The following is a 21,673-nucleotide window of genomic DNA, read 5'->3' on the forward strand; positions in this document are numbered from 1 at the left end:
GTGGGCTGCTGCTGAATTGGACTAAGCTTTTCCACATTTAACTTGCTCCCATTAGGGCGGGCAAGATGCCCACCCCACAAGAGTTTGTCTTTAATTTGGTTATGCTTTCTGAGATGTTTTTCAGCTTATAGGCAGCAGCCCCTAGATGGGCATTTCCATGCAGAACATGGGAACGAGATCATGTCATGTCACCTTGAGAGGGCTAATCCCAATACGGTTCGGTTAAGGCAAGAGACGCGATAAATCGCAGTCTCTACAGAGGACTGATTATTGTAAAGACGGCGATTTATCGCGTCTTTGCGATTAGCGGCGTGTCATTAAAAAACCTTATCCGAACCGTATTGGGGCTAATCCTACCTACCCTACGAAAATACACTGCGTCTAGACCTTTGGCTCTTGTTATGTTCAAATTCTGTGACAATGGTTAACAATAAACCGGAATACTGAATCGAAACTACTCATGAGCCAGAGTTCTCAAAACACCCCTTTGCCACCTAAACCCGTTCAATCATATTTCCATTGGTTATACGCTTTCTGGAAATTCTCTCGCCCTCACACGATTATTGGTACAAGTCTGAGTGTTTTGGGTTTATATTTAATTGCCATTGCCATTAGTAATCGTACTGATTTACTATTCCCTAGTACAGACGCGATTAATCGCGTCTCTACCCACTCCCTACTCCCTGTCTTAGGCGCATGGATTGCTTGTTTGTGTGGAAATGTCTACATTGTGGGGCTGAATCAATTAGAAGATGTGGAAATTGACAAGATTAATAAGCCTCATTTACCGTTAGCATCAGGTGAGTTTTCCCGACAGATGGGGCAATTAATTGTTGCTTTGACTGGGATTTTGGCGCTAGTTGTGGCGTGGCTAACTGGGCCATTCTTATTGGGTATGGTAGCAATTAGTTTGGCCATTGGTACTGCTTATTCTTTACCGCCAATTCGCTTAAAACAGTTTCCCGTTTGGGCGGCGCTGTGTATTTTTTCGGTGCGCGGTACGATTGTTAACTTAGGATTGTATCTGCATTACAGTTGGGCATTGCAACAAAGCCAAGGAATTCCGCCCGTGGTGTGGGTGCTGACGTTATTTATCTTGGTGTTTACCTTTGCGATCGCCATCTTTAAAGATATACCAGATATAGAAGGCGATCGCCTCTATAATATCTCTACTTTCACGATCAGACTCGGTTCCCAAGCTGTGTTTAATCTGGCTCTTTGGGTGATAACTGTCTGCTATCTGGGAATAATTCTAGTTGGTGTGCTACGTATTGCCTCAGTTAACCCCATATTTCTGGTAGTTACTCATTTGGGGCTGCTAGTTTGGATGTGGTTGCGGAGTTTCACAGTAGACTTACAAGATAAAAGTGCGATCGCTCAATTCTACCAATTTATCTGGAAACTCTTTTTTATGGAATATCTAATTTTTCCTATCGCCTGCTTTTTGGCTTAGACAATGCTAGAAACCTTTCCCACTACTTCTATTATCGCTGCTCTTGTAGTTGTTCTCAGTCTCTCAATCCTGGGGTATTTCGCTTGGAAAACTTTGATTACCTCAGACTTGTTTCAAAAAGGAATGAATCTGGCTCAAGCAAAAGATTATCAAGGTGCAGAAGCAGCGTTTCGCAAAGTGATTTCCCTCAACTCTACAAATGATGTGGTGCGCTTGTTTTTAGGAGATGTTTTAAACCATCAAGGTCAAGTAGAGGAAGCAACAGAATTATTCCGGGAAGTGATTCGCCGCAGTCCGAAAAATCCTGATGCTTACTTGCGTCTAGCAAATGTTCTCATGCAGCAAAAGCAAGAAGAGGAAGCTAAAAATAACCTGCTACAAGCTAAAGATTTATTACAAAAACAGCGCCAACCTGAAAAAGCTAAAAAAATCACTCAGCTTTTAGATAAAATGAGTGCTAAGTCAAGTGAATCTTAAGTTGAGTGAGAATTGCGGAGATTAAATTTTCTTGTTGCGTCTCCTAATTTTATTTTTTTACCATTCCCATCATGATGGTGAGAATGGTTTTTATTTTGGAATTTATCAGTGTGTGCCGTAATTATGTCAGGGTAAGGTTCAGTTAAAGTTTAACTCTTTGTCAAAGTCATTTTTTTTACCAACCGCAACGCGCTGCCTCTCCTTTGCGGCTCGTTTACTCATTCTCTTATTCCTATCTTCAGACAGGATATTATTAAATTTTATCGCTTAAAAAAAATCAAGTATTTATGTCAGACATAATATCAGAATTGTGGACTAATTTTTTTACATCAGGATCATTTATTCCACATGGACACTGCTATCTATGGCAAACGAATTTAGTTTGGTTACACATATTATCTGACGCATTCATTGCACTAGCTTATTACTCGATTCCAGCTACACTCTTCTACTTTGTCCGCAAGCGGCAGGATTTGCCCTTTGATTGGATTTTTCTACTATTTAGTGCATTTATTGTAGCTTGTGGCACTGCTCATTTAATAGAAATTTGGACACTTTGGCATCCAACCTATTGGATGTCGGGGTTTGTCAAAGCAATAACTGCAATCATATCTGTAATTACAGCAGTAAATCTTGTGTTTTTAGTTCCACAAGCACTGGCACTTCCTAGCCCTGCTCAATTAGAACAAACAAATCAAGAACTTCAAATACAAATAGCCGAACGCTTAGGAATAGAGGAAGAACTGCGAAAATACCAGAATCATCTCGAAGAAATGGTTGCTGTTCGCACCAATGAAATTACCAAAACCAACGAGCAATTACAACAAGAAATCCTTGAGCGCCAACGTATCTTAGAAATTCTCCGACAAAGCGAAGAACGTTACCGTTACTTGGCTGAGGCAATTCCTCAACTTGTATGGACAACCAATGCTAACGGTGAATCTGATTATTTTAATCAAAATTGGTGTGAATACACTGGACTAACATTAGAGCAGTCCTTGGGTTATGGTTGGTTGGCGGCATTGCATCCAGATGATGTCCAAAGTGCTGATGAAGTCTGGTCTAATGCTGTAAAAAATACCACTATATATAATAATGAATATCGCTTCAAACGGGCTTTTGATGGCTCCTATCGTTGGCAGCTAGCGCGAGGTTTGCCACTCAAAGATGAGCAAGGTTTTGTAGTGAAGTGGTTTGGAACATGTACAGATATTCACGAACAAAAACAAATACTTGAAGAACGGGCGCACCTGCTGGAATTAGAACAAGTAGCACGAGCGAAAGCAGAAACAGCCAATCGAATTAAAGATGAATTTCTGGCCGTCCTCTCTCACGAACTACGCACCCCACTAAACGCAATTCTCGGCTGGTCAAAGTTGTTGCAAACCCGCGCTCTTGACCAAACAAAGACATCTGAAGCACTAGCCACAATCGAGCGGAATGCCACCTTACAGGTTCAACTCATTGAGGACTTGCTGGATATCTCCAGAATTTTACAGGGCAAACTGACGCTGAATATTACGAAGATTAACCTAGAGTCTACAGTATTGTCTGCGCTAGAGACAATGCACTTAGCGGCAGAAACAAAGTTGATTGAGGTGAATACAGCATTTGCACCGGATGTACGACAAGTTATGGGCGACTCGACTCGTTTGCAGCAAGTCGTCTGGAATCTCGTTTCTAACGCTATCAAATTTACACCCAAGGGTGGAAAGGTAGAAATACGACTAGAGCAAGCTAATGACTATGCTCAAATCATCGTTAGCGATACAGGTAAGGGAATTAGCGCTGAGTTTTTGCCTTATGTGTTTGATTACTTCCGCCAAGCAGATAGCACCTCTACTAGAAGTTTTGGTGGATTAGGATTAGGATTGGCAATTGTGCGTAATATCATCGAAATGCATGGCGGTATCGTCAAAGCAGAGAGCGAGGGTGAGAGTAAAGGAGCAATATTTACTGTTAGCTTACCGCTTCTGCCAGATGAAAGCCCAAGCCTGACGGATGAACGAAACTACCCTGCATTCTTAGCTACTAACTCCTTACTTCTCGCTGACGTTCGGGTTTTAGTTGTCGAGGATGATGATGATTCCCGAGATTTTATTACTTTTGTATTAGAGCAAGATGGGGCTTTTGTAATTGCGGTATCTTCCGCATTTGAAGCATTGCAAACCCTAGCAGAGGTAAAGCTAGATGTGTTGGTCAGCGATATTGGTATGCCCGATATGGATGGCTATATGTTAATACATCAAGTGAGAACTTGGACAGCAGAACAAGGTGGAGAAATTCCAGCAATTGCCTTGACTGCCTTTGCTAGAAACGATGACCAGCAAGAAGCCCTAAAAGCTGGGTTTCAGTTGCATTTATCCAAGCCTCTTAACCCAGAAGAATTAATTACAGCCATTGTTCAACTTCTCGAAACAAAAGTGTCAGGAATTACCTAAAAAATAATTGTAGGTTGGGTGGAGGCTTTGCGTAACCCAACATCCTGTTAAAGAAGTCGCAAGTCGCAAGTACAGTTTTGTAACGGCGATTTAGACCCCGCCACAAAACTTAAAGCCGTGCTAGAAGCACGGGGTTTTAAACCCAATTTTTTGATAATCAGTTGGGTTACGCTCCGCTCCACCCAACCTACGTCTAGGTCTAATGCAGTATTTTAGCCTAAAGGTCCACTACGTGCATTTCAAAAATCAAATACTAGTCCTATATCGAGTTAGGTTAATCACTTATAATTCCTGTTATAACCCAATACGCTTGGGTTAAGAAAAATAGTAGGTTGTGTTTTTATGATTGCAATTAGCCGAAATCTATATTACACGTAAACCAAGCAGATAAGGTAGTAAAAATGCTGAAAAACAAGGTTCTACTGGTAGCAGCTATTATCTGCTTGGGTTTGAGTAATGCTAGTACTGCCTTTGGTAAAGATGTTGGGGTTGTTTTATCAAAAATTGATGACTCTGCACAGCCCGCAGTTCCTCAGAACAAAAACGCAGTTGCTCACTTTGAGCAAGGAACCAATCTCTATAAACAAGGAGATTTAAAAGGAGCAGAGGCGGCTTTTAGGAAAGCAATTGAACTGGAACCCAACTTTGCACAAGCTTATATTGCTTTGGCAAATACTCTCGACGATCAAGGCAAACCACAAGAAGCGATCGCACTTTACAAAAAAGCCATTAGCCTCGATCCTAAAGACTCTGAAGCATACTTTAATTTGGGTTTGACTTTCGCAAGACTGAATCAGTTAGAAGCAGCGATCGCCCAATATAAGCAAGCCATCAGCCTTGAACCAAAATATGCTGAAGCTCACTATAACTTAGGAAATGGTCTGTACGCTCAAGGCAAGCTAACAGAAGCTGTTACCGAATATACAGCAGCCATTCGCCTCAAACCCAGTTATGCCCCAACTTACACGCGTCTGGGAAATGCTCTGTACGATCAAGGTAAGCTAGCAGAAGCAGTTAACCAATACAAAAAATCCATTAGCTTTGATCCCAACTATGCAGACGCTCACTATTACTTAGGGAACGCCTTGTACGCTCAACAAAAGCCAGCAGAAGCAGTGGCCGAATATACAGCAGCCATTCGCCTCGAACCGAAAAATCCAGTAGCTTATAATGCTTTGGGTAATGCTTTTTACGCTCAAGGCAAACTAGAAGAAGCGATCGCCCAGTACAAAAAAACCATTAGCTTCGCTCCCAGCTATGCAGACGCTCACTATAATTTAGCAAGCGCTTTTTACGCTCAAGGCAAGCTAGCACAAGCAATCGCCGGATTTACCGAAGCGATTCGCCTTGATCCCAAACATGCACAAGCTTACGCAGGTTTGGGAAATGCAATGGACGATCAAGGTAAACCTCAAGAAGCGATCGCACATTACAAAAAAGCCATTAGCCTCGTACCCAACGATGCATTCACTTACTATAATTTGGGAATCACTTTGGGAAGACAACAACAGCCACAAGAAGCGATCGTTAATCTCAAAAAAGCCAGAGAGTTATTTCAAGCTGACGAAAACAAGGAGATGGTTGAGCAAGTTGATCGGTTAATCCAAAAAATTAATCCGCAAACGAAATAAATGGGAGTGGGGAGTGGGGAGTGGGGAGTGGGGGAAGCAGAACTATTGATTATTGACAAATGACAAATGACAAATGACAAATGACAAATGACAAATGACAAATGACAAATGACAAATGACAAATGACAAATGACAAATGACAAATGACAAAAGAGGCAAAGTCTACCTCGTAGGTGCTGGCCCTGGAGATGTGGCATACCTAACAGTAAAAGCTTACAATCTCTTAGCTGCTGCTCAGGTTTTAGTCTACGATGCCCTGGTAGATGCTCAATTATTGCAGTGTGTACCACCTGATTGCTTGAAATTGGATGTCGGGAAACGCGGTGGTAAACCCAGTACAACCCAAACAGAGATTAACAAGTTACTGGTAAAGCATTGCCATCAAGGAAAACAAGTTGTACGGCTCAAATCAGGCGATCCGTTAATTTTTGGGCGTTGCACTTCCGAAATTGAAGCGTTGAAAGCATCTGGTTGTGATTTTGAACTAGTACCAGGAATTTCCTCAGCCCTTGCAGCACCTTTGTTCGCAGGAATTCCCCTGACAGATCCGGTGTTGAGTCGCACTTTTGCAGTGCTTACAGCTCATGAACCAGAGGTTTTAGACTGGGAGGCACTCTCACGCTTAGAGACACTGGTAATTTTGATGGGAGGGCAAAATCTGCCAGAGATTGTACATCAACTGGTGCGACACGGGCGATCGCACTTAACACCCATTGCCATCATCCGTTGGGCGGGAACTCCTCATCAACAAATTTGGATAGCGCAACTGGGCAATATTCTAGAACAAACCACCGAATTATCCCTTTCTCCAGCAGTAATTGTGATTGGCGAAGTTGTTGGGCTACGCAAGTACTTACAACCTGAGAATATATATTTAGACGAAATTATCAGGCATTCCCAGGCTGAACCTGTGAACGAGAGTACTACCACACCCCAACCTATGTTAAATAACTTCCCCCCATCTCCCCCATCTCCCCCATCTCCCTCATCCCCCTCATCTCCTCTTCCCCTGACTGGCAAAACAATCCTGGTGACACGTTCAGTCGGACAATCGAGCCAATTTAGCGATCGCCTGATCGCATCAGGTGCAACAGTCATCGAAATGCCTACTTTAGAAATCGGCCCGCCTTCCACTTGGGAAGCTTTGGATAATGCGATCGCTCATTTATCTGACTTCGACTGGTTAATTCTCACTTCTACCAATGGCATAGACTACTTTTTTGAAAGGCTAATCGCTCAAGGTAAAGATACCCGTGCCTTAGCAGGCGTTAAAATTGCCGTTGTTGGCGAGAAAACAGCCCATAGTCTCAAACAACACTCTCTCCAACCAGATTTTATTCCCCCCAACTTTGTTGCCGATTCTTTAGTGGAAAATTTCCCAGATCAACTGGATGGTAAAAAGGTTTTATTTCCCAGAGTTGAAAGCGGCGGCAGAGAAGTTTTAGTTAAGGAATTAACTGTTAAGGGAGCAAAGGTGATAGAAGTTGCCGCATATCAATCTTGTTGTCCTAGTGGTATTCCACCTGTGGCAGAGTTAGTTCTCCAAAATCGCAAGGTAGATGTAATTACCTTTGCCAGTTCTAAAACTGTGCAATTTTTCTGTCAACTTACTAACAAGATATATTCCAACAACTCTGATGCTAGCCAATTCTTAGAAGGAGTTTGTATTGCCTCTATCGGTCCCCAAACCTCGAAAACTTGTCATGCTTTATTCGGGCGTGTAGATATAGAAGCCCAAGAATATACTTTAGATGGTTTAACCCAAGCACTGATCGCATGGGCGACAAATTCTTAGATGAGGGAGCAGGGGGAGCAGAAGGAAAATAACCAATGCCAAATACCCAATGCCCAATGCCCAATGTCCAATGCCCAATGCCCAATGACAAATGACAAATGACAAATGACAAATGACAAAACGCATAATCGGCTTAACTGGAGGTATTGCCACAGGCAAAACCACTGTCACCAATTATTTAGCTAGCGCTTATAATCTGCCGATTTTGGATGCAGATATTTATGCTAGAGAGGCAGTATCTTTAGGTTCGCCTATTCTGGGTGCGATCGCTCAACGTTATGGCGAACAAATTTTACTACCAGATGGCAGCCTCAACCGCCAAAAGCTAGGCGAAATTATCTTTAATCGTCAAGATGAACGCAACTGGATAGAGAATTTGATTCATCCTGATGTGCGCGATCGCTTCCTGAAAGCAATTGCCCAATCCTCCTCACAAACACTGGTGTTAGTAGTGCCTCTATTATTTGAAGCAGAAATGACTGATTTGGTTACAGAAATCTGGGTAGTGCGTTGTTCCCAAGAGCAACAGCTACAAAGATTGATACAACGAAACCATTTAAATAGAGAACAGGCACGAGCCAGGATCAATAGCCAATTATCTATCGAAGAAAAAGTGGCTCGTGCAGATGTCATTTTAGATAACTCCTCCACCCTAGAAGTATTACTAGAGCAAGTAGATCTAGCTATAAAAACCACAAATAGGGAATAGATCCTATTTGTCTGAAAAAATATACCTAGACGACATTCTTAAGACATAAAAGATTTATATAATAATACCCCTGTCTGACCAAATATTGTTTAATAATTCGGTGATTTTACAGTTGAAGCTGCGGTTAATAGTACTGTAAATTTAAGTCAATAATAAAGGCGAGCATCTCAGTTTTACAAATATACCAGATGAGAAACAAGGTTCTTGCTCCCTCTCCTTACTAAGGAGAGGGTTGGGGTGAGGTTTTACAAGGCTTTTTACGAAAGTGAGATGCTCCCATAGTAAAGTTATTAAGCTAGAAAACATCTAATTTGCTTGAAAACTAATTCTGTTTTGATAAAAATTAGTATAAATTAAACATTAATATCTCAGAATTAATGTCTTAAAAAAGTGACTTTTCAATTATTAGTTCGATTTTTAAATTTTTGTTAAGTGCCTTATCTTAAATCAGAACAGGTATGAGTTTAAGTTTTAGTTTTTTAAAAAAAATAGCTCTGGTTAACTCTCCAGCAACCGAATTAAAAAAGAAGCATAAAATACACGATTACAGCCAACAAGTTTGGGGAAGCGACTATGTATTTGAGCGTCTCAACGAAGGAATGATCGGGTACATGATTGGAATAGGGAAAGGCATCAAACCCGGCGATCGCATTATTTTACGAGAAGGGAGTGAATCTTATCAATATCAAGTTGAAGAAATTGATTACTACTCCGATCCATCTGATATGTGGATGGCTTTACTCAAGCAAGTACTGGTTGAGTAAATATTAAAATCAACCAGTTATATCAAGTCTGGCTAATTAGTTATATAGCAGTCCTAAATCATTTGTTAAAATAAATTAACCGCAGAGGCGCAGAGAGAGGAATCGGAGATTTTCACGACTCATTTAGGATTCAATACTGCGTAGGTTTTGAGTCGATCCCCCCAACCCCCCTTAAAAAGGGGGGCTAAAAATGCCTTATTTTTCCCCCTTTTTAAGGGGGACTAAGGGGGATCTCAAATGACTATGCACCAAAACCCGAGCAGTATTGATTTAGGATTGCTATAGATATAGCGTTTCCTAATCACATAATGTACATCATAGCCCCCTCTCGAAGAGCGGGGAGGGGGTTGGGGGTGGGGTTCAGTATCTACTCAATCAAGAACCGCCATATCTATTTTAAGTTGATCAAAAAATGAGCTATTAAAGTATTCCTTTCGTAGGATAGCAAGTAAAGATGCAAAAGATTTGGGTTATCTTTATCAAGATGCATCACTGAACCATCAACTGCTAAGTGGTGATGATCTATCCAACGTTGCTGTGAATCTACTAAAAAACTGAAGTAGGGGCTGACATCTGGATGATTTTTCGTTAATTCATCGTAGCTTTGATAAAAAGGAGGTATCCCAATTCCCATCGGCATATATAAGCCTTTAGGATACTCTTCTACAGGCAATTGAGGAAGCGTTTTCAGATTAACGCCACTAATGAATAATCTATTTTGTTCACTAGTCTTAATATCTGTGAATACTAACTCAATTTCCTGTAAATTAGTTTCAACACCAATCGGTTTAATGTTCCTTAAAATGGCTTTGTCAAATTTGCCTATTCTCCAGTATTCATTTCCCCAAGGCTTATTTTGATCGTAAAATCCTGGGGATCGAAAACTTGCAAATTTAATTTCATTGTTAGCATCGTAAAAATCTCTCCATTTTGTGATATTGGTCGCTAGCGTAGTTCTAACTTTTCTACTTTGTTCTGCCGATACAATTATCCTTTCATCAAGGGGGAACTGAGTAGCAACTTCTTTTTCATCAATTACGTTTCTCAGAAGATTAGTCTTTACTATTGTGCCACTTGGATCTTGCCAGTGTTCTAATTTCCACCAATGCTGCCAATAAGAAATCTTATTAATATTTTCAAAAATATTTTTATAATGTCCCATCGGGAAGGTAAACCAACTTTGATAATAAAGGGATTTATTACCATCGTCTTTAGTGAAAAGTAAAATTTCCCAAAGTCCTGCATTTAAGCAATTATTAGCCAAAGCGACCTCTACGAGGTTTTGCTTTTCAAAACCGTCTCCTCCGACAATTTCTAGATTTTTTGAATTAGCAGGAAAACTAACCTGTTGTCTGTTCCACTCGCGGTCTGTAAAAGCGATTGTTTCTAAACCTTGATCTTTTTTAACCCATTCGGGTGCTTTAGGGACTAATAGCTCTAAATCAACATTTTTTATAATTATTTGTGCCGTTTTTTTGTCTGTTGGCTCAAGCACAAAATCGAAATGTGTATTATCTCTCTTAATAATTGTTAGTTTTCTATGAGAATATCTTTGAAAGTTTTTGCCTAAAGGCGCGGGATTTACTGGATAATCGACATTAGATAATTCTTGTAGTTTTACACTCATCTGATTATCAAATTTATATCTGGATTTAAACCAGAAACCACTCAGTCCCAGTAAACCAAGGCATAGGATGAGGGTACTAAATAAAATCTGTTTCTTCGTGACTCTGAAATTAGGGTTGCCAAATCGGGAAATGCCTGCACTTCTTTCCTTCGCAGAGGTATTTTTCATCGAAAAGTTTCTTTTTATGAGAATGCTGATCAACAGCATAACCTTTCTCTAAAAGTAATTCCTGATTTCTATTAGCAAAGCTCACATTAATAAATAGTTATCTGCAATTAAAGGGTTAAACAAATTCTGAGAGTTTAAGTCAAGAGCTTCATCAAGTGAGCTACTTCTTTTAATTGGATAAAGTCGAACTAAACTGTCGAAGAAACTCAATATTCAAATCTAGCTTTTTTCCTAACCATAGGGAATGAACCGCGTGGTCTGCCACAGCATCGCCTGTCTCAGGGTGGACGAGAATATCCAATCCCTCACGATTAAGCATTAACCAAGGAACGACTTTATCAAACTGATTTGGTAAGAAAGCAACTTGATACATCCCTTGTGGGTGAGGTCCGATGGGCTTGTCAAACCAGCGTCCGAGTTGCACATCAAATCTAGCGCCCAATCCTTCACGTACACGCGCAGCTACATCCCGACTCGCGCTATCGAAGTAAACATGAGCGTGAAAACCAGTGATCTCGATAGTATCTTCTTTCATAAATCCACTTTTCGCTCTCAATTCTAATTTTAGCTGGATCAGCAGAAGCCTCACACTCACTCTCATTGGGAGTGTGTGGAGTACGTCACATAGCAGACTTTTTCTTTCTCACTGAAAACAACAAAGCAACTCTACTCTAGCCTGAGTTATTTAAAAAAACTGGGGCTACCGATTTGGCTGGATTTGTCTAGTGTTTATAGCGATCGCTAACCAAATAATTATTGAAGAATAATTCAGAAGCCAGAATTCAGAATCAAGGGTATCTCTTCCCAAAGCAAGCTACTTGCAGCGTCTCGTAGAGAAGCGACGTAATGGCGATCGCTGGTTTTGCTGAAATAATCTAAATTTCGTAGTACCAAATTTCTTCTTCTCGCAGCACAATTCGATGCAGGGAGAGACGATTAATCAAGCCTTCTTGCTCAAACTGCCCAAGAACACGAGTGATGGTAACACGAGTTGAACCGAGCATTTCCGCCAAATCTTCATGAGTTAGACGCATATCTATTAAACGTCCCTTCTCAACTTCCGAACCAAACTTTTTGGATAACCATGCCAACAGCTTGATGAGCATAGTATCCACTTTTCTATGGCTACGAATGATCATCAATTCTTGAGCCTGTTGGATATGGGCAAGTAGAGTTTCTGTTAGTTGAGTCCATTCCTCTAAAGGTAAAACTGTCGCTTCCACTTTAGTTAGGCATTCCATCTGATAAGGTTCTAATTTTGACAAAGCCTTACCAACGATATCTCCAGGACCCCACAATCCCAGAGCGACGGTTGTACCATCCTCTAGATAGGTAAAAGTCCTAACAAAACCCGTTTCAATCTTCCAAAGTCCGTTTTTATGCTCTGGCAGAAATGACCTACGGGCAAAAATTTGCTTAGTATTATTACTAGTTGAGCTAGATAAGCTTGTGTACAAAGACACCATATTGTATAACACTATTCTCCGATAAATTAACCGTAGTATTATATTTATATCAGGTTCTAAGAGCCTATGGGTATTTTAAAGAGGGGAGTGGGGAGTGGGGAGTGGGGAGTGGGGAGTGGGGAGTGGGGAGTGGGGAGTGGGGAAGAAGGGGGAGATGAGGGGGATGAGGGGGATGAGGGGGACAAGAAAATAACTATGCCCAATGCCCCATGCCCCATGCCCATTTTCTAAATTCCCGCACCATCAAGAAAATCTTCAATCATCCCATCAGAATTTCTGCTCTTAGGTTTGTCGGTTGGTTGGTCGCCAAGCTCAGTTGGGGACAAACTTGATTGATCTTCCAACTGCTCGAACTGTTTCTCTAGAGCCTTGACGCGTTCAAATAAAGCGCGGATGACTTCAGCTTCTACATCGCGTACTTTATCATGATCCAGAACATTTGTAGCCAAGTTGTTCTGACGAGTTACACGCCCTGGAATCCCAACTACAGTAGTGTTACTGGGCACATCTCGCAGCACCACAGAACCGGCTCCAATTCGGACGCGATCGCCAATTTGAATATTTCCCAATACCTTCGCACCCGCTCCCACAACTACATGAGAGCCTAAAGTGGGATGGCGTTTGCCGCTTTCTTTCCCAGTCCCGCCAAGGGTGACACCTTGATAAATTAGGGCATAATCACCCACGATCGCAGTCTCACCAATCACAACTCCCATACCGTGGTCTATAAAAACTCCCTGGCCAATTAATGCCCCAGGATGGATTTCAATCCCGGTTAAAAACCGACTAATATGAGAGATGAATCTTGGTATAAAGGGAATGCCAATTTTATGCAGCCAGTGTGCCAATCGATGAAATACCAGGGCTTGAAGTCCAGGGTAACAGAACAATACTTCTAGCCAGTTACGGGCTGCTGGGTCACGCTCAAAAATGGTTCGCAAATCAGTTAGTAGCATACTCTGTTGAGATTTTTGTTGGTAGGTGAGGCTCTGAAAACAGAAACTCAGGATAATTTCCCCAAAAACATTAAGTCATTCATGGGAATTTTCTCAGATCATAATCTACGGTAAGTCGATAGAGTATAGTGTTTTTGTGGGCAATAAGTGGGATGCTATCACATTCCACACTTGGAAAAAATTAATTTCGGATAAACCGCGATCAATCCCCCAATTCACCGTAGTATATTGAGTACAGTCTTGAATAGCCAAAACTACGCTCTTTTGGATCTGTCTTCCAAAGTGGAATACGCGCTGCTAGCACTCTTAGAACTGGCAAGTCACCACGGAAAAAAAGTTCCCCTGACCATGAGCGAGATTACCGCCAAGCAACCTATACCTGAGCGCTACCTGGAACAAATTTTGACCAACCTCCGGCGTGCTGGTGTGGTGCAGAGTCAACGCGGCTCTAAAGGAGGTTTCGTTTTAGTTCGTGAACCTTGGCAGATCACAATACTTGAAATTGTCACTTTGGTCGAAGGTGAGCGGAAAGAGAAAGATACTTCTGACTCTCCGACTCTGGAAAAGACTCTGGTTTATGAAGTTTGGGAGCAAGCTAACACTGCCTCAATTGAAGTTTTGGGTCGCTATACACTCCAAGACTTGTGTGAGGAAAGAGAAACTCGCGCCCAGCAGAGTCCAATGTATTATATTTAGACACGACGGAGTACCCACATGCGGATAGCGAAAGATATCACAGAGTTAATCGGACGAACTCCTTTAGTTCAATTAAACAAGATTCCCCAAGCTTCGGGAGCGGTTGCTCGGATTGTGGTGAAGCTAGAAAGCATGAACCCAGCATCTTCTGTGAAAGACCGGATTGGTGCGAGCATGGTGGAAGCGGCAGAAGAAGCAGGCTTGATTCACCCCGGAAAAACCGTTTTAGTAGAGCCGACTTCTGGAAATACAGGAATTGCGCTGGCGATGGTGGCGGCTGCTAAGGGTTACAATCTTATTCTAACGATGCCTGACACAATGAGCCAGGAAAGACGATTGATGCTCAAAGCTTATGGCGCTCAACTAGAGTTAACGCCAGGGGTAGAAGGGATGCGAGGAGCGATCGGTCGTGCAGAGCAGATTTTAGCTCAAACGCCCAATGCTTATATGTTGCAGCAGTTCCGCAACCCCGCTAACCCGAAAGTTCACGCCGAAACCACAGCAGAAGAAATTTGGAATGATACCGATGGAGAGGTGGATATTCTCGTGGCGGGAGTCGGTACTGGTGGGACGATTACCGGAGTTGCAGAAATTATTAAAGGGCGGAAGCCGAGTTTTCAAGCGATCGCAGTTGAACCAAGCAACAGCCCAGTATTAATAGGTGGTAAATCAGGGCCTCACAAAATCCAGGGTATTGGTGCGGGATTTATCCCAGCAATTTACCGTCCAGAACTGGTAGATGAAGTGATTCAGGTAGCAGATGAGCAAGCGATCGCTTACAGCCGTCGTCTAGCAAAAGAAGAAGGATTACTATCGGGGATTTCTACTGGCGCTGCTTTATACGCGGCTATTCTAGTGGCACAACGTCCAGAAAATGCCGGTCGCCTAATCGTCATGATCCAGCCTAGCTTCGGCGAACGCTACCTCAGTACTTCACTGTTCAAAGACCCAGAGGAGAATGAGTGGTTGAGTAAAGTTTGATTCCATATATAGCAGTCTGCTTTGATTTCTGTTCGCGCAGCGTGGCGTAGCCATAATTATTTGCGTAGACAGGGAGTAGGGAGTAGGGAGTGGGGAAGAAGCTTTTTTGGGGTGTACTGATTTTTTTCAAAAATCAAATACGAGTCCTATATAGCATTTCCTAATCACATGAGGTACATCTTAGCCCCCTCTCGAAGAGCGGGGAGGGGGTTGGGGGTGGGGTTCTAATACCTCACTCAAGCGAGAACCGCTATACTAATTTTGGATTTTAGATTTTGGATTTTAGATTTTTAATCTAAATCAAAATCTAAAATTAGCTTGGTTATCTACTAGAATTTTCGCCAATTTCATCGACACTTTGATTATTTTTTACCAAAATCATCAAACAGAAACAACTAGCAGCTAGCTTTATTAAGCTCAAAGCTTCACTTTTTAATACAATAAAAGCGCCTAATCCTATCAGAACAAAAGGCACAAGATTATTAATGTACCGAGTTAATACATCAGCTATGACTCTGTTGTTTGTTAATTTGTATGCAGTGTAGCACCAAACTCCTAACAAGAAATAAAATAATCCGATAATTATCAAAAAACTCTCTAAGTTGCTGCTAGCAAATAAAGGCACATAGACACTAATATTATCGCTACCATTAGCAATTGTAACGGCTGCTACACTATAAGCTTGGGGAGAAAAAAAACTAGTAATTGTTGATGCTTCAGCTTCTTCTGTTTCCGCTACAACTTCTTTTGATGAATTTTCTTCCCGATTCACTAAGCTACTAATACCTATGGACATTGGTAGTAAACCGAGTAATCCAATCCAGCTTTTTGATAAAACTAACCCACCAAATAAACCAGGAAGACTAAGGATTAATAGAACCGTAAAACCTAGAAACTGACCAGCAACTATATGCCGGAGGCTAAATTTAGCATTTATTTGAGAAAAAAACAACAATAGAATAACAATATCATCAATGTTAGTGGCAATGAACGTAATTGCCCCGGTAGTAATTGCAGTAACTAACTCGTTCATATAAAAATAGCTGAAACCGTAATTATAGGCATTGACCAAATCCTGTCATTCAAAATAATTGCTTTGTCATTTTAAAGCTTAGTTGTGCCAGAAGGTTACAGGACTTACGCAAACAATAGCCGAAAAGAGTGATTTTCTTCTTAGGGCAATTCATGAACATACGTGTCAACTTAACGTTAAAAGGGCGGTTAGAAACCGCGTCTACACGAGACTTTACCCACCTTTCCTGCGGAACGCCAAGGGCGAACGTGGGTTAAGAATCTTTGATTTTGTATTAGTCCACGAAGGTGGACTTTGTTTGTGTAGCCGCGAATTCCATTCGCCAAGGCTTAAGTTGACACCAATGATTCATGAATTGCCCCTACAGCGTGTGGTTTTGCGTAAGTACTAGGTTAAAATAATTCGTAATTGATCGTGACGATCGCAGACTCGCTGACGTAATTTGTAATTGAATTAGTTTCGGATTTAGACCCCAACTTTCTTCTAGACCACCAAAAAAGACAATTATACGCGAGTGTTTCGCCAATAATTACAAATTACGAATTAGTGAATTTGCTATGGTGGTAGATTGTAGGTTATAAAAATCCAGCATGAGTAAGCTAGGGACACTCTTCAGTGAAGGGATAATTGCCTTCATAGCCACTAACATAGATGACATCATTATCTTGTTAATATTTTTTACACAGGTAAATGTTAATTTTCGCCCCCGGCATATCTTACTCGGTCAATATCTGGGTTTTGCAGCCATTATCATCGCTAGTTTACCAGGATTTTTTGGTGGATTGGTTAGCCAGCGAGAATGGATAGGATTGCTAGGACTGCTACCAATAGCAATTGGTCTTCAGCAATTAGTATCTAGAAAAGAAGAAACTATAACAGTTCAGACAGTCAACAATGATTTTAGTCAGTCCACACCTACTAACCCCATATTGTCTTTTATTTTGAGTGTTTTGCACCCCCAAACCTATAAAGTAGCAGCAGTAACGATCGCTAATGGTGGTGACAATATTAGTATATATATTCCCTTATTCGCTGGTCACGATCTTGCCAGCTTGGGAGTAATTCTAAGTATATTTTTTGTCATGGTAGGGGTTTGGTGTGCGATCGCTTATTTTTTAAGCCGTCAACCTACCATTGCTTATATTTTAAATCGCTACGGTCAAGCTGTCGTACCTTTTGTGTTAATTGGCTTGGGTCTGTTCATTATGTATGAACGAGGTACATTTACTCTACTACCTTGGGTGAGAAGTTAATCAATGTTGGATGCTGGATTTAGGTAGGACTTACGCACCAGTTACGGAATAACGTAGACACGAAGTGGCTTCCCGTTCGCGTAGCATCTCCGTCAGGAGAAGGGTACCGCAAAGAGCGCAGAGTACACTGATTTCTCAGTGTTTCAGAGATATTTTGCGTAAGTCCTATTAGGGTTGGAAATCTCAAATTGCTCACACCTGATGAACTAATTTCCAACTTACCATCATCAAAATGGCGTAAATGATAAACCGTAACGGGCGTTGCGGAGCTACTTGGCAGACTTTAGCACCTAGTAACACCCCTGGAACAGAGCCTAGCCATATAGGAAGTACCAAACTCCAATCAACTGTTCCCAGACTGAGATGACCGAGGGCTGTAAACAGCAGTAAAATTGCTGCGTGTGAAATATCTGTACCCACTAACTTCCGTGCATCAAGGCGGAAAAACCCAATCAGCACTAGGGCAAACATTGAACCTGATGAGACGCTAGTTAGACCAACCAAACAGCCTAAAATTGCTCCCAAACTGATTGTTAAGAAGCGACCAAAATTAGTTTCTAAGTCTAACTTTGGCAGTTCGGGTAAATTAAACTTGGGGAAAAAAGTCAATAACAACAATTGCACTAGTGCTAACACTGTGACTAACAAAATCATCCCGCCAAGCAAACGGAGCAAGATGTTATCTAGGTTATACTCACCTGTACGTTTAATGAAGTGCAAAATTCCCACCCCAAACAGTGAGCCTGGAACACTCCCGAATGCCAACCATTTGACAACTTCTGTGTCAAGGGTTTTCTGTTCCCAATGCTTGACGCTACCAACAATCTTCATCAATGTGGCAGCTACAACATCAGAACTCACAGCGATGGAAGGCGGAACCTGAAAAACAAAAATCAACATTGGGGTGATGAGAGAGGCTCCGCCAATTCCCGTCAAACCAACGATGATGCCAACAAAAAAGCTTAGGAGTGGTAGTAATAAATAGTGCATACTCTTCGGGGGTTTCAACAATGAGTTATCAGTTATCAGTTATCAGAGTTTTGTTGAGTCTCCCACTTCTATAAGTGAGCAGCGTCGGTTAGGGTTTAAATCCCTAAACGAAGCTTTGATAACTTTTCACTGACTTAACTACGAGCAGCTAGAACCGAAAGTCAGACAATTTTGGATTTTGGATTTTAGATTTTAGATTTGTTTCACGTAGCTTGCTTCTTGCAGAGCAAGTATAAATTTGCTTGCTCTGCAACCCTTTGTAAATTTTGGGTTTTGAATCTTCAATCCAAAATTTAAAATCTAAAATTCGGTCAGCTATAAAGTTAGGGCAGAGGATTCCTGGACAACTGAAAACCTGTCTGGAAGTTTTTGTCAGCATGACAACTGGCATTTAGCTGAAACAGACTTTGATAACTGCTTATGGGTCAGTTGCTCTGCTAAACTCAACTTCTAACTGGTTTTTCTGTGGCTTGAGATATAAAAGCACGTAAGGCGATGCACTTACCGTATTTTACTTGTAAGCATGAGCAAACGTCCAGCGTATTCGCGTTGTATATCGCTAGATTCTCTGGATAATACACCCCAGTCAGTTAAACTTCTGAGGACTGGTTGTTAAAAAAATTACCTACAATTTACAGCAGTTTTCATGTATTTGAACCACATCTGTTGTAGGGGCACAGCAATGCTCATTGGTGTCAACTTAAGCCAAAACCCTTTTAAAACCTCGTTTCCAGCAAGAAGCTGGAAATGCAGTTCCTGGTGGCTCTGCCGCAAGTTACGGAGGCGGAACCTCAATGAGGAGCATTCCCAGTCGGAGACTGGGAACGAGATAAACGAGATAACCTTGTAGAAAAGATATATCGCATCTCTACATCTGGATTTATACTGCAATTGGGCAACGCCGTGAACTGATTACAATGCTAAAAAAACGTTGACTTTAAAGTAACTCTTATGCTAATTTAAATCAGGCCATTCGGTCGGTAATATTTTATTTAGAGCAATTTTTAATTTAACAAAGTATGTTCAGTTTAATTCCCCCCTCTTGACAGGCAGCAAGTTTTGATGTCTAAATCTAAATCACCACAGCATTACTTAATTACGAATTACGAACGCGAGTGCGTGCCGGAGGCTCAATTACGAATTATTTAATAACTTCCTATTCCCCACTCTAAAAATCGCTGTAATGTCCAAAGGCGAAGAAACAAAAAGCAGAATTCTCTACCAAGCAGCCGAACTGTTTAACCAACAGGGGTATGCAGGCTCATCGATGTCAGACATCATGCGTGTCACTGGATTGCAGAAAGGAGGAATTTACAATCACTTCCAAAGTAAAGATGATCTAGCGCTACAGGCTTTTGACTTTGCGATCGCTCGCATCAAGCAGCATACTAGATTTGCATTGCGAAGTAAACGCCACGCAGTAGAACGCCTGCAAGCAATCATTGGCGTATTTAGTAGCTTCGCAGAAAATCCACCTATCAAGGGAGGGTGTCCACTGCTGAATACTGCTGTGGAGAGTGATGATGCTCATCCAGCGTTGCGAGAACGCGCTCAACAGGCGATGAACTCTTGGCTGCATCTGATTCGTCGAATTATTGAAACGGGAATTGAAAAGGGTGAAATTCGCCCGGAAGTGAGTGCTGATGAAATCGCTACTATCATAATTGCAACACTTGAAGGAGCCATAATGATGAGCAAACTTTATGGAGATTCGATTCACATGCACAGGGTAATTAATCACCTGAATCAATACTTGGAAACTCACCTTTAAATTTATTTTCATTTTTTTCAGGCCGAGCAGTATTAAAAAATAATTTATCGAGAGAAATAATGCTAGTAAATAACAATTTGCATAGACCATTAGAAGTAATATTAACAATTCCTGTAAGAACTTATGACATTGACTTTATGGGAATCGTGAGTAATATTGTGTATATCAGATGGCTAGAGGATTTACGTTTAAAGTTTTTAGATGAACATTGGCAACTCAATCAACAAATTGAGCAAGGATATACACCGATTCTAGCTGGAACTGAAATTGAATATAAACGTCCGATAAAGATTATTGATCAAGTGATTGGACGTTTATGGCTGAGTAATTTAGGACGCTTGAAGTGGACTGTGCAAGCGGAAATTTTATCTAATAATGAGTTAGCAGCAGTGGCGACACAAAAAGGTGCTTTTATTAGTTTGCACAATGGTCGTCCTATTAAAATTCCAGAAGAATTGCAAAAGAAATATTTCCAGTGTCAGCAAGTGACTCAGGAAATTTGAATTTGATAAAAGCTGAAATTTTTTTAACTATTTTCAGACTGAACGGTTTTATTTATCAAGGATTCACCATGCTGAAATTTTACTACAATCCGCTCTCGCCAAATGCTCGTCGTGTATGGCTGACCTTACTGGAAAAGGAGATACCCTTTGAATCAGTTTTGATTAATTTGGATGGCGATCAATTACAACCAGAGTTTTCGACAATTAACCCCTTTGATCACATTCCGGTTGTGGTGGATGAGGGTTTTCGAGTTGTAGAATCACTGGCAATTATGGACTATTTAGAAAGTAAATATCCTACACCTGTAATGTTACCTTCTGAGCCTCAGGCGTTAGCAAAGGTAAGGATGGTGCAATTAGTCACTGCTAATGAATTATTTCCACAAGTGATTTCACTAATTTATGAAAGTGAAGATTCACCACAAGCTGCACAAGCAAAGCAGCATATAGATAAGGTACTGAAATTTTTTACACAAGTGCTTGGCGATCGCAGTTTTTTTGCTAGTCACCAGTTAACTTTAGCAGATATCGTTGCGGGAATAGGTGTACTTTCATTACCTAATTTAGGTGTTAATCTCAGTGATTACCCCAGGCTAAATGAATGGTCTGAGCGCTTAATGCAACGTCCAGCATGGCAGAAAACTAAATTGAGCAGCGAAGAATTTGAAGCATTTAAAGGGCGAGTTAGAGCTTTAGTGAGGTTGCGTAGGAGTAAAGCGAACAAAAACAAATAGCAAGAATTAGCGAGTTTGTGAGTGTTGAGGCGGGATATCAAAAAGTAATTGCGATCGCTAACAAATCAAGTACACTCTTTAATGAAGTCGGAAGTCGGAAGTCGGAAGTCGGAAGTACAGTTTTGTAATGGGGATTTAGAAAGAGCCACAAAACTTAAAGCATTGCGTGAAGCACGGGGTTTAAAACCCAATTTTTTGATAACAATCTCCAAAATTGGCATCACT

The 21,673-nt window shown here is 41.2% G+C and carries 20 protein-coding genes; 13 read left to right on the forward strand and 7 right to left on the reverse strand.

The genetic code is table 11. The features are described 5' to 3' along the window. Window positions 1-460 precede the first annotated feature (460 nt). The 7 genes from V7K27_RS10825 to V7K27_RS10855 all read left to right on the forward strand — a co-directional run bounded on the left by V7K27_RS10825 (window position 461) and on the right by V7K27_RS10855 (window position 9,270). A complete protein-coding gene (locus tag V7K27_RS10825) occupies window positions 461-1,453 on the forward strand; it encodes a homogentisate phytyltransferase (protein ID WP_334946955.1) in 993 nt (330 codons plus the stop codon). A 3-nt stretch (window positions 1,454-1,456) separates the two neighbouring features. Then, window positions 1,457-1,930 carry a tetratricopeptide repeat protein gene (locus tag V7K27_RS10830; protein WP_334946957.1) on the forward strand — a complete coding sequence of 158 codons (474 nt, stop codon included), beginning with the start codon at window positions 1,457-1,459 and terminating at the stop codon, window positions 1,928-1,930. A gap of 287 nt (window positions 1,931-2,217) precedes the next feature. Next, entirely contained in the window at window positions 2,218-4,371 is a 2,154-nt protein-coding gene (locus tag V7K27_RS10835) for a hybrid sensor histidine kinase/response regulator (RefSeq protein WP_334946959.1), read from the forward strand. A 401-nt stretch (window positions 4,372-4,772) separates the two neighbouring features. Beyond that, window positions 4,773-6,002 (forward strand): tetratricopeptide repeat protein, encoded by a 1,230-nt coding sequence (locus V7K27_RS10840; protein ID WP_334946961.1) that lies wholly within the window; start codon window positions 4,773-4,775, stop codon window positions 6,000-6,002. 136 nt (window positions 6,003-6,138) lie between these two features. Beyond that, a complete protein-coding gene (cobA, locus tag V7K27_RS10845) occupies window positions 6,139-7,797 on the forward strand; it encodes a uroporphyrinogen-III C-methyltransferase (protein WP_334946963.1) in 1,659 nt (552 codons plus the stop codon). 112 nt (window positions 7,798-7,909) lie between these two features. Then, window positions 7,910-8,506: a dephospho-CoA kinase gene (coaE, locus tag V7K27_RS10850; RefSeq protein WP_334946965.1), complete on the forward strand. Its 597-nt coding sequence runs from the start codon at window positions 7,910-7,912 to the stop codon at window positions 8,504-8,506. A 458-nt stretch (window positions 8,507-8,964) separates the two neighbouring features. Next, window positions 8,965-9,270, forward strand: a complete 306-nt coding sequence (locus V7K27_RS10855) for a hypothetical protein (RefSeq protein ID WP_334946966.1) — start codon at window positions 8,965-8,967, stop codon at window positions 9,268-9,270. 391 nt (window positions 9,271-9,661) lie between these two features. On the opposite strand, the gene V7K27_RS10860 is transcribed toward V7K27_RS10855, so the two are convergent. From V7K27_RS10860 to cysE, 5 genes are all read right to left on the reverse strand, one after another. Further along, a complete protein-coding gene (locus tag V7K27_RS10860) occupies window positions 9,662-11,065 on the reverse strand; it encodes a hypothetical protein (protein ID WP_334946968.1) in 1,404 nt (467 codons plus the stop codon). A 169-nt stretch (window positions 11,066-11,234) separates the two neighbouring features. Then, entirely contained in the window at window positions 11,235-11,600 is a 366-nt protein-coding gene (locus tag V7K27_RS10865) for a DOPA 4,5-dioxygenase family protein (protein ID WP_334946970.1), read from the reverse strand. A 340-nt stretch (window positions 11,601-11,940) separates the two neighbouring features. Next, window positions 11,941-12,531, reverse strand: coding sequence for a Crp/Fnr family transcriptional regulator (locus tag V7K27_RS10870; RefSeq protein ID WP_334946972.1), 591 nt, complete (start codon window positions 12,529-12,531; stop codon window positions 11,941-11,943). A gap of 56 nt (window positions 12,532-12,587) precedes the next feature. Continuing rightward, on the reverse strand, window positions 12,588-12,749 hold the full coding sequence (locus tag V7K27_RS10875) for a hypothetical protein (protein ID WP_334946974.1): 162 nt from the start codon (window positions 12,747-12,749) through the stop codon (window positions 12,588-12,590). A 9-nt stretch (window positions 12,750-12,758) separates the two neighbouring features. Continuing rightward, on the reverse strand, window positions 12,759-13,487 hold the full coding sequence (gene cysE / locus V7K27_RS10880) for a serine O-acetyltransferase (protein ID WP_442947609.1): 729 nt from the start codon (window positions 13,485-13,487) through the stop codon (window positions 12,759-12,761). A gap of 213 nt (window positions 13,488-13,700) precedes the next feature. Between cysE and V7K27_RS10885 the strand changes: the two genes are divergently transcribed. Together V7K27_RS10885 and cysK are read left to right on the forward strand one after the other, a co-directional pair. Then, window positions 13,701-14,183, forward strand: a complete 483-nt coding sequence (locus tag V7K27_RS10885) for an RrF2 family transcriptional regulator (protein ID WP_334947091.1) — start codon at window positions 13,701-13,703, stop codon at window positions 14,181-14,183. An 18-nt stretch (window positions 14,184-14,201) separates the two neighbouring features. Further along, window positions 14,202-15,164, forward strand: a complete 963-nt coding sequence (cysK, locus tag V7K27_RS10890; protein WP_334946976.1) for a cysteine synthase A — start codon at window positions 14,202-14,204, stop codon at window positions 15,162-15,164. 322 nt (window positions 15,165-15,486) lie between these two features. Here the strand turns inward: cysK and V7K27_RS10895 are convergent, their stop codons facing one another. Further along, the gene (locus V7K27_RS10895) at window positions 15,487-16,197 is read right to left on the reverse strand and encodes a cadmium resistance transporter (RefSeq protein WP_334946978.1); all 711 of its coding nucleotides are present in this window, start codon (window positions 16,195-16,197) and stop codon (window positions 15,487-15,489) included. A gap of 590 nt (window positions 16,198-16,787) precedes the next feature. On the opposite strand from V7K27_RS10895, the gene V7K27_RS10900 reads away from it, so the two are divergent. After that, window positions 16,788-17,450 carry a cadmium resistance transporter gene (locus tag V7K27_RS10900; RefSeq protein ID WP_334946980.1) on the forward strand — a complete coding sequence of 221 codons (663 nt, stop codon included), beginning with the start codon at window positions 16,788-16,790 and terminating at the stop codon, window positions 17,448-17,450. Window positions 17,451-17,642: 192 nt separating this feature from the next. Here V7K27_RS10900 and V7K27_RS10905 read toward each other — a convergent pair whose 3' ends face one another. After that, a complete protein-coding gene (locus V7K27_RS10905) occupies window positions 17,643-18,440 on the reverse strand; it encodes a sulfite exporter TauE/SafE family protein (RefSeq protein WP_334946982.1) in 798 nt (265 codons plus the stop codon). A gap of 1,183 nt (window positions 18,441-19,623) precedes the next feature. Here V7K27_RS10905 and V7K27_RS10910 point away from each other — a divergent pair. The 3 genes from V7K27_RS10910 (at window position 19,624) to V7K27_RS10920 (ending at window position 21,448) form a co-directional block, all read left to right on the forward strand. Beyond that, window positions 19,624-20,211 (forward strand): TetR/AcrR family transcriptional regulator, encoded by a 588-nt coding sequence (locus V7K27_RS10910; protein WP_334946984.1) that lies wholly within the window; start codon window positions 19,624-19,626, stop codon window positions 20,209-20,211. A 59-nt stretch (window positions 20,212-20,270) separates the two neighbouring features. Then, a complete protein-coding gene (locus V7K27_RS10915) occupies window positions 20,271-20,714 on the forward strand; it encodes an acyl-CoA thioesterase (RefSeq protein ID WP_334946986.1) in 444 nt (147 codons plus the stop codon). A 68-nt stretch (window positions 20,715-20,782) separates the two neighbouring features. Next, window positions 20,783-21,448 (forward strand): glutathione S-transferase family protein, encoded by a 666-nt coding sequence (locus V7K27_RS10920; RefSeq protein WP_334946988.1) that lies wholly within the window; start codon window positions 20,783-20,785, stop codon window positions 21,446-21,448. Window positions 21,449-21,673: the final 225 nt, after the last annotated feature.

The sequence above is a fragment of the Nostoc sp. genome, from assembly GCF_036919575.1.
Classification (GTDB): Bacteria; Cyanobacteriota; Cyanobacteriia; order Cyanobacteriales; family Nostocaceae; genus Nostoc.

What these genes read in the sequence shown, in the direction of transcription:
- V7K27_RS10825 (WP_334946955.1), top strand. Translation starts at nt 461, where the DNA reads ATGAGCCAGAGTTCTCAAAACACCCCTTTGCCACCTAAACCCGTTCAA.
- V7K27_RS10830 (WP_334946957.1), top strand. Translation starts at nt 1,457, where the DNA reads ATGCTAGAAACCTTTCCCACTACTTCTATTATCGCTGCTCTTGTAGTT.
- V7K27_RS10835 (WP_334946959.1), top strand. Translation starts at nt 2,218, where the DNA reads ATGTCAGACATAATATCAGAATTGTGGACTAATTTTTTTACATCAGGA.
- V7K27_RS10840 (WP_334946961.1), top strand. Translation starts at nt 4,773, where the DNA reads ATGCTGAAAAACAAGGTTCTACTGGTAGCAGCTATTATCTGCTTGGGT.
- cobA (WP_334946963.1), top strand. Translation starts at nt 6,139, where the DNA reads ATGACAAATGACAAAAGAGGCAAAGTCTACCTCGTAGGTGCTGGCCCT.
- coaE (WP_334946965.1), top strand. Translation starts at nt 7,910, where the DNA reads ATGACAAAACGCATAATCGGCTTAACTGGAGGTATTGCCACAGGCAAA.
- V7K27_RS10855 (WP_334946966.1), top strand. Translation starts at nt 8,965, where the DNA reads ATGAGTTTAAGTTTTAGTTTTTTAAAAAAAATAGCTCTGGTTAACTCT.
- V7K27_RS10860 (WP_334946968.1), bottom strand. Translation starts at nt 11,065, where the DNA reads ATGAAAAATACCTCTGCGAAGGAAAGAAGTGCAGGCATTTCCCGATTT.
- V7K27_RS10865 (WP_334946970.1), bottom strand. Translation starts at nt 11,600, where the DNA reads ATGAAAGAAGATACTATCGAGATCACTGGTTTTCACGCTCATGTTTAC.
- V7K27_RS10870 (WP_334946972.1), bottom strand. Translation starts at nt 12,531, where the DNA reads ATGGTGTCTTTGTACACAAGCTTATCTAGCTCAACTAGTAATAATACT.
- V7K27_RS10875 (WP_334946974.1), bottom strand. Translation starts at nt 12,749, where the DNA reads ATGGGGCATGGGGCATTGGGCATAGTTATTTTCTTGTCCCCCTCATCC.
- cysE (WP_442947609.1), bottom strand. Translation starts at nt 13,487, where the DNA reads ATGCTACTAACTGATTTGCGAACCATTTTTGAGCGTGACCCAGCAGCC.
- cysK (WP_334946976.1), top strand. Translation starts at nt 14,202, where the DNA reads ATGCGGATAGCGAAAGATATCACAGAGTTAATCGGACGAACTCCTTTA.
- V7K27_RS10895 (WP_334946978.1), bottom strand. Translation starts at nt 16,197, where the DNA reads ATGAACGAGTTAGTTACTGCAATTACTACCGGGGCAATTACGTTCATT.
- V7K27_RS10900 (WP_334946980.1), top strand. Translation starts at nt 16,788, where the DNA reads ATGAGTAAGCTAGGGACACTCTTCAGTGAAGGGATAATTGCCTTCATA.
- V7K27_RS10905 (WP_334946982.1), bottom strand. Translation starts at nt 18,440, where the DNA reads ATGCACTATTTATTACTACCACTCCTAAGCTTTTTTGTTGGCATCATC.
- V7K27_RS10910 (WP_334946984.1), top strand. Translation starts at nt 19,624, where the DNA reads ATGTCCAAAGGCGAAGAAACAAAAAGCAGAATTCTCTACCAAGCAGCC.
- V7K27_RS10915 (WP_334946986.1), top strand. Translation starts at nt 20,271, where the DNA reads ATGCTAGTAAATAACAATTTGCATAGACCATTAGAAGTAATATTAACA.
- V7K27_RS10920 (WP_334946988.1), top strand. Translation starts at nt 20,783, where the DNA reads ATGCTGAAATTTTACTACAATCCGCTCTCGCCAAATGCTCGTCGTGTA.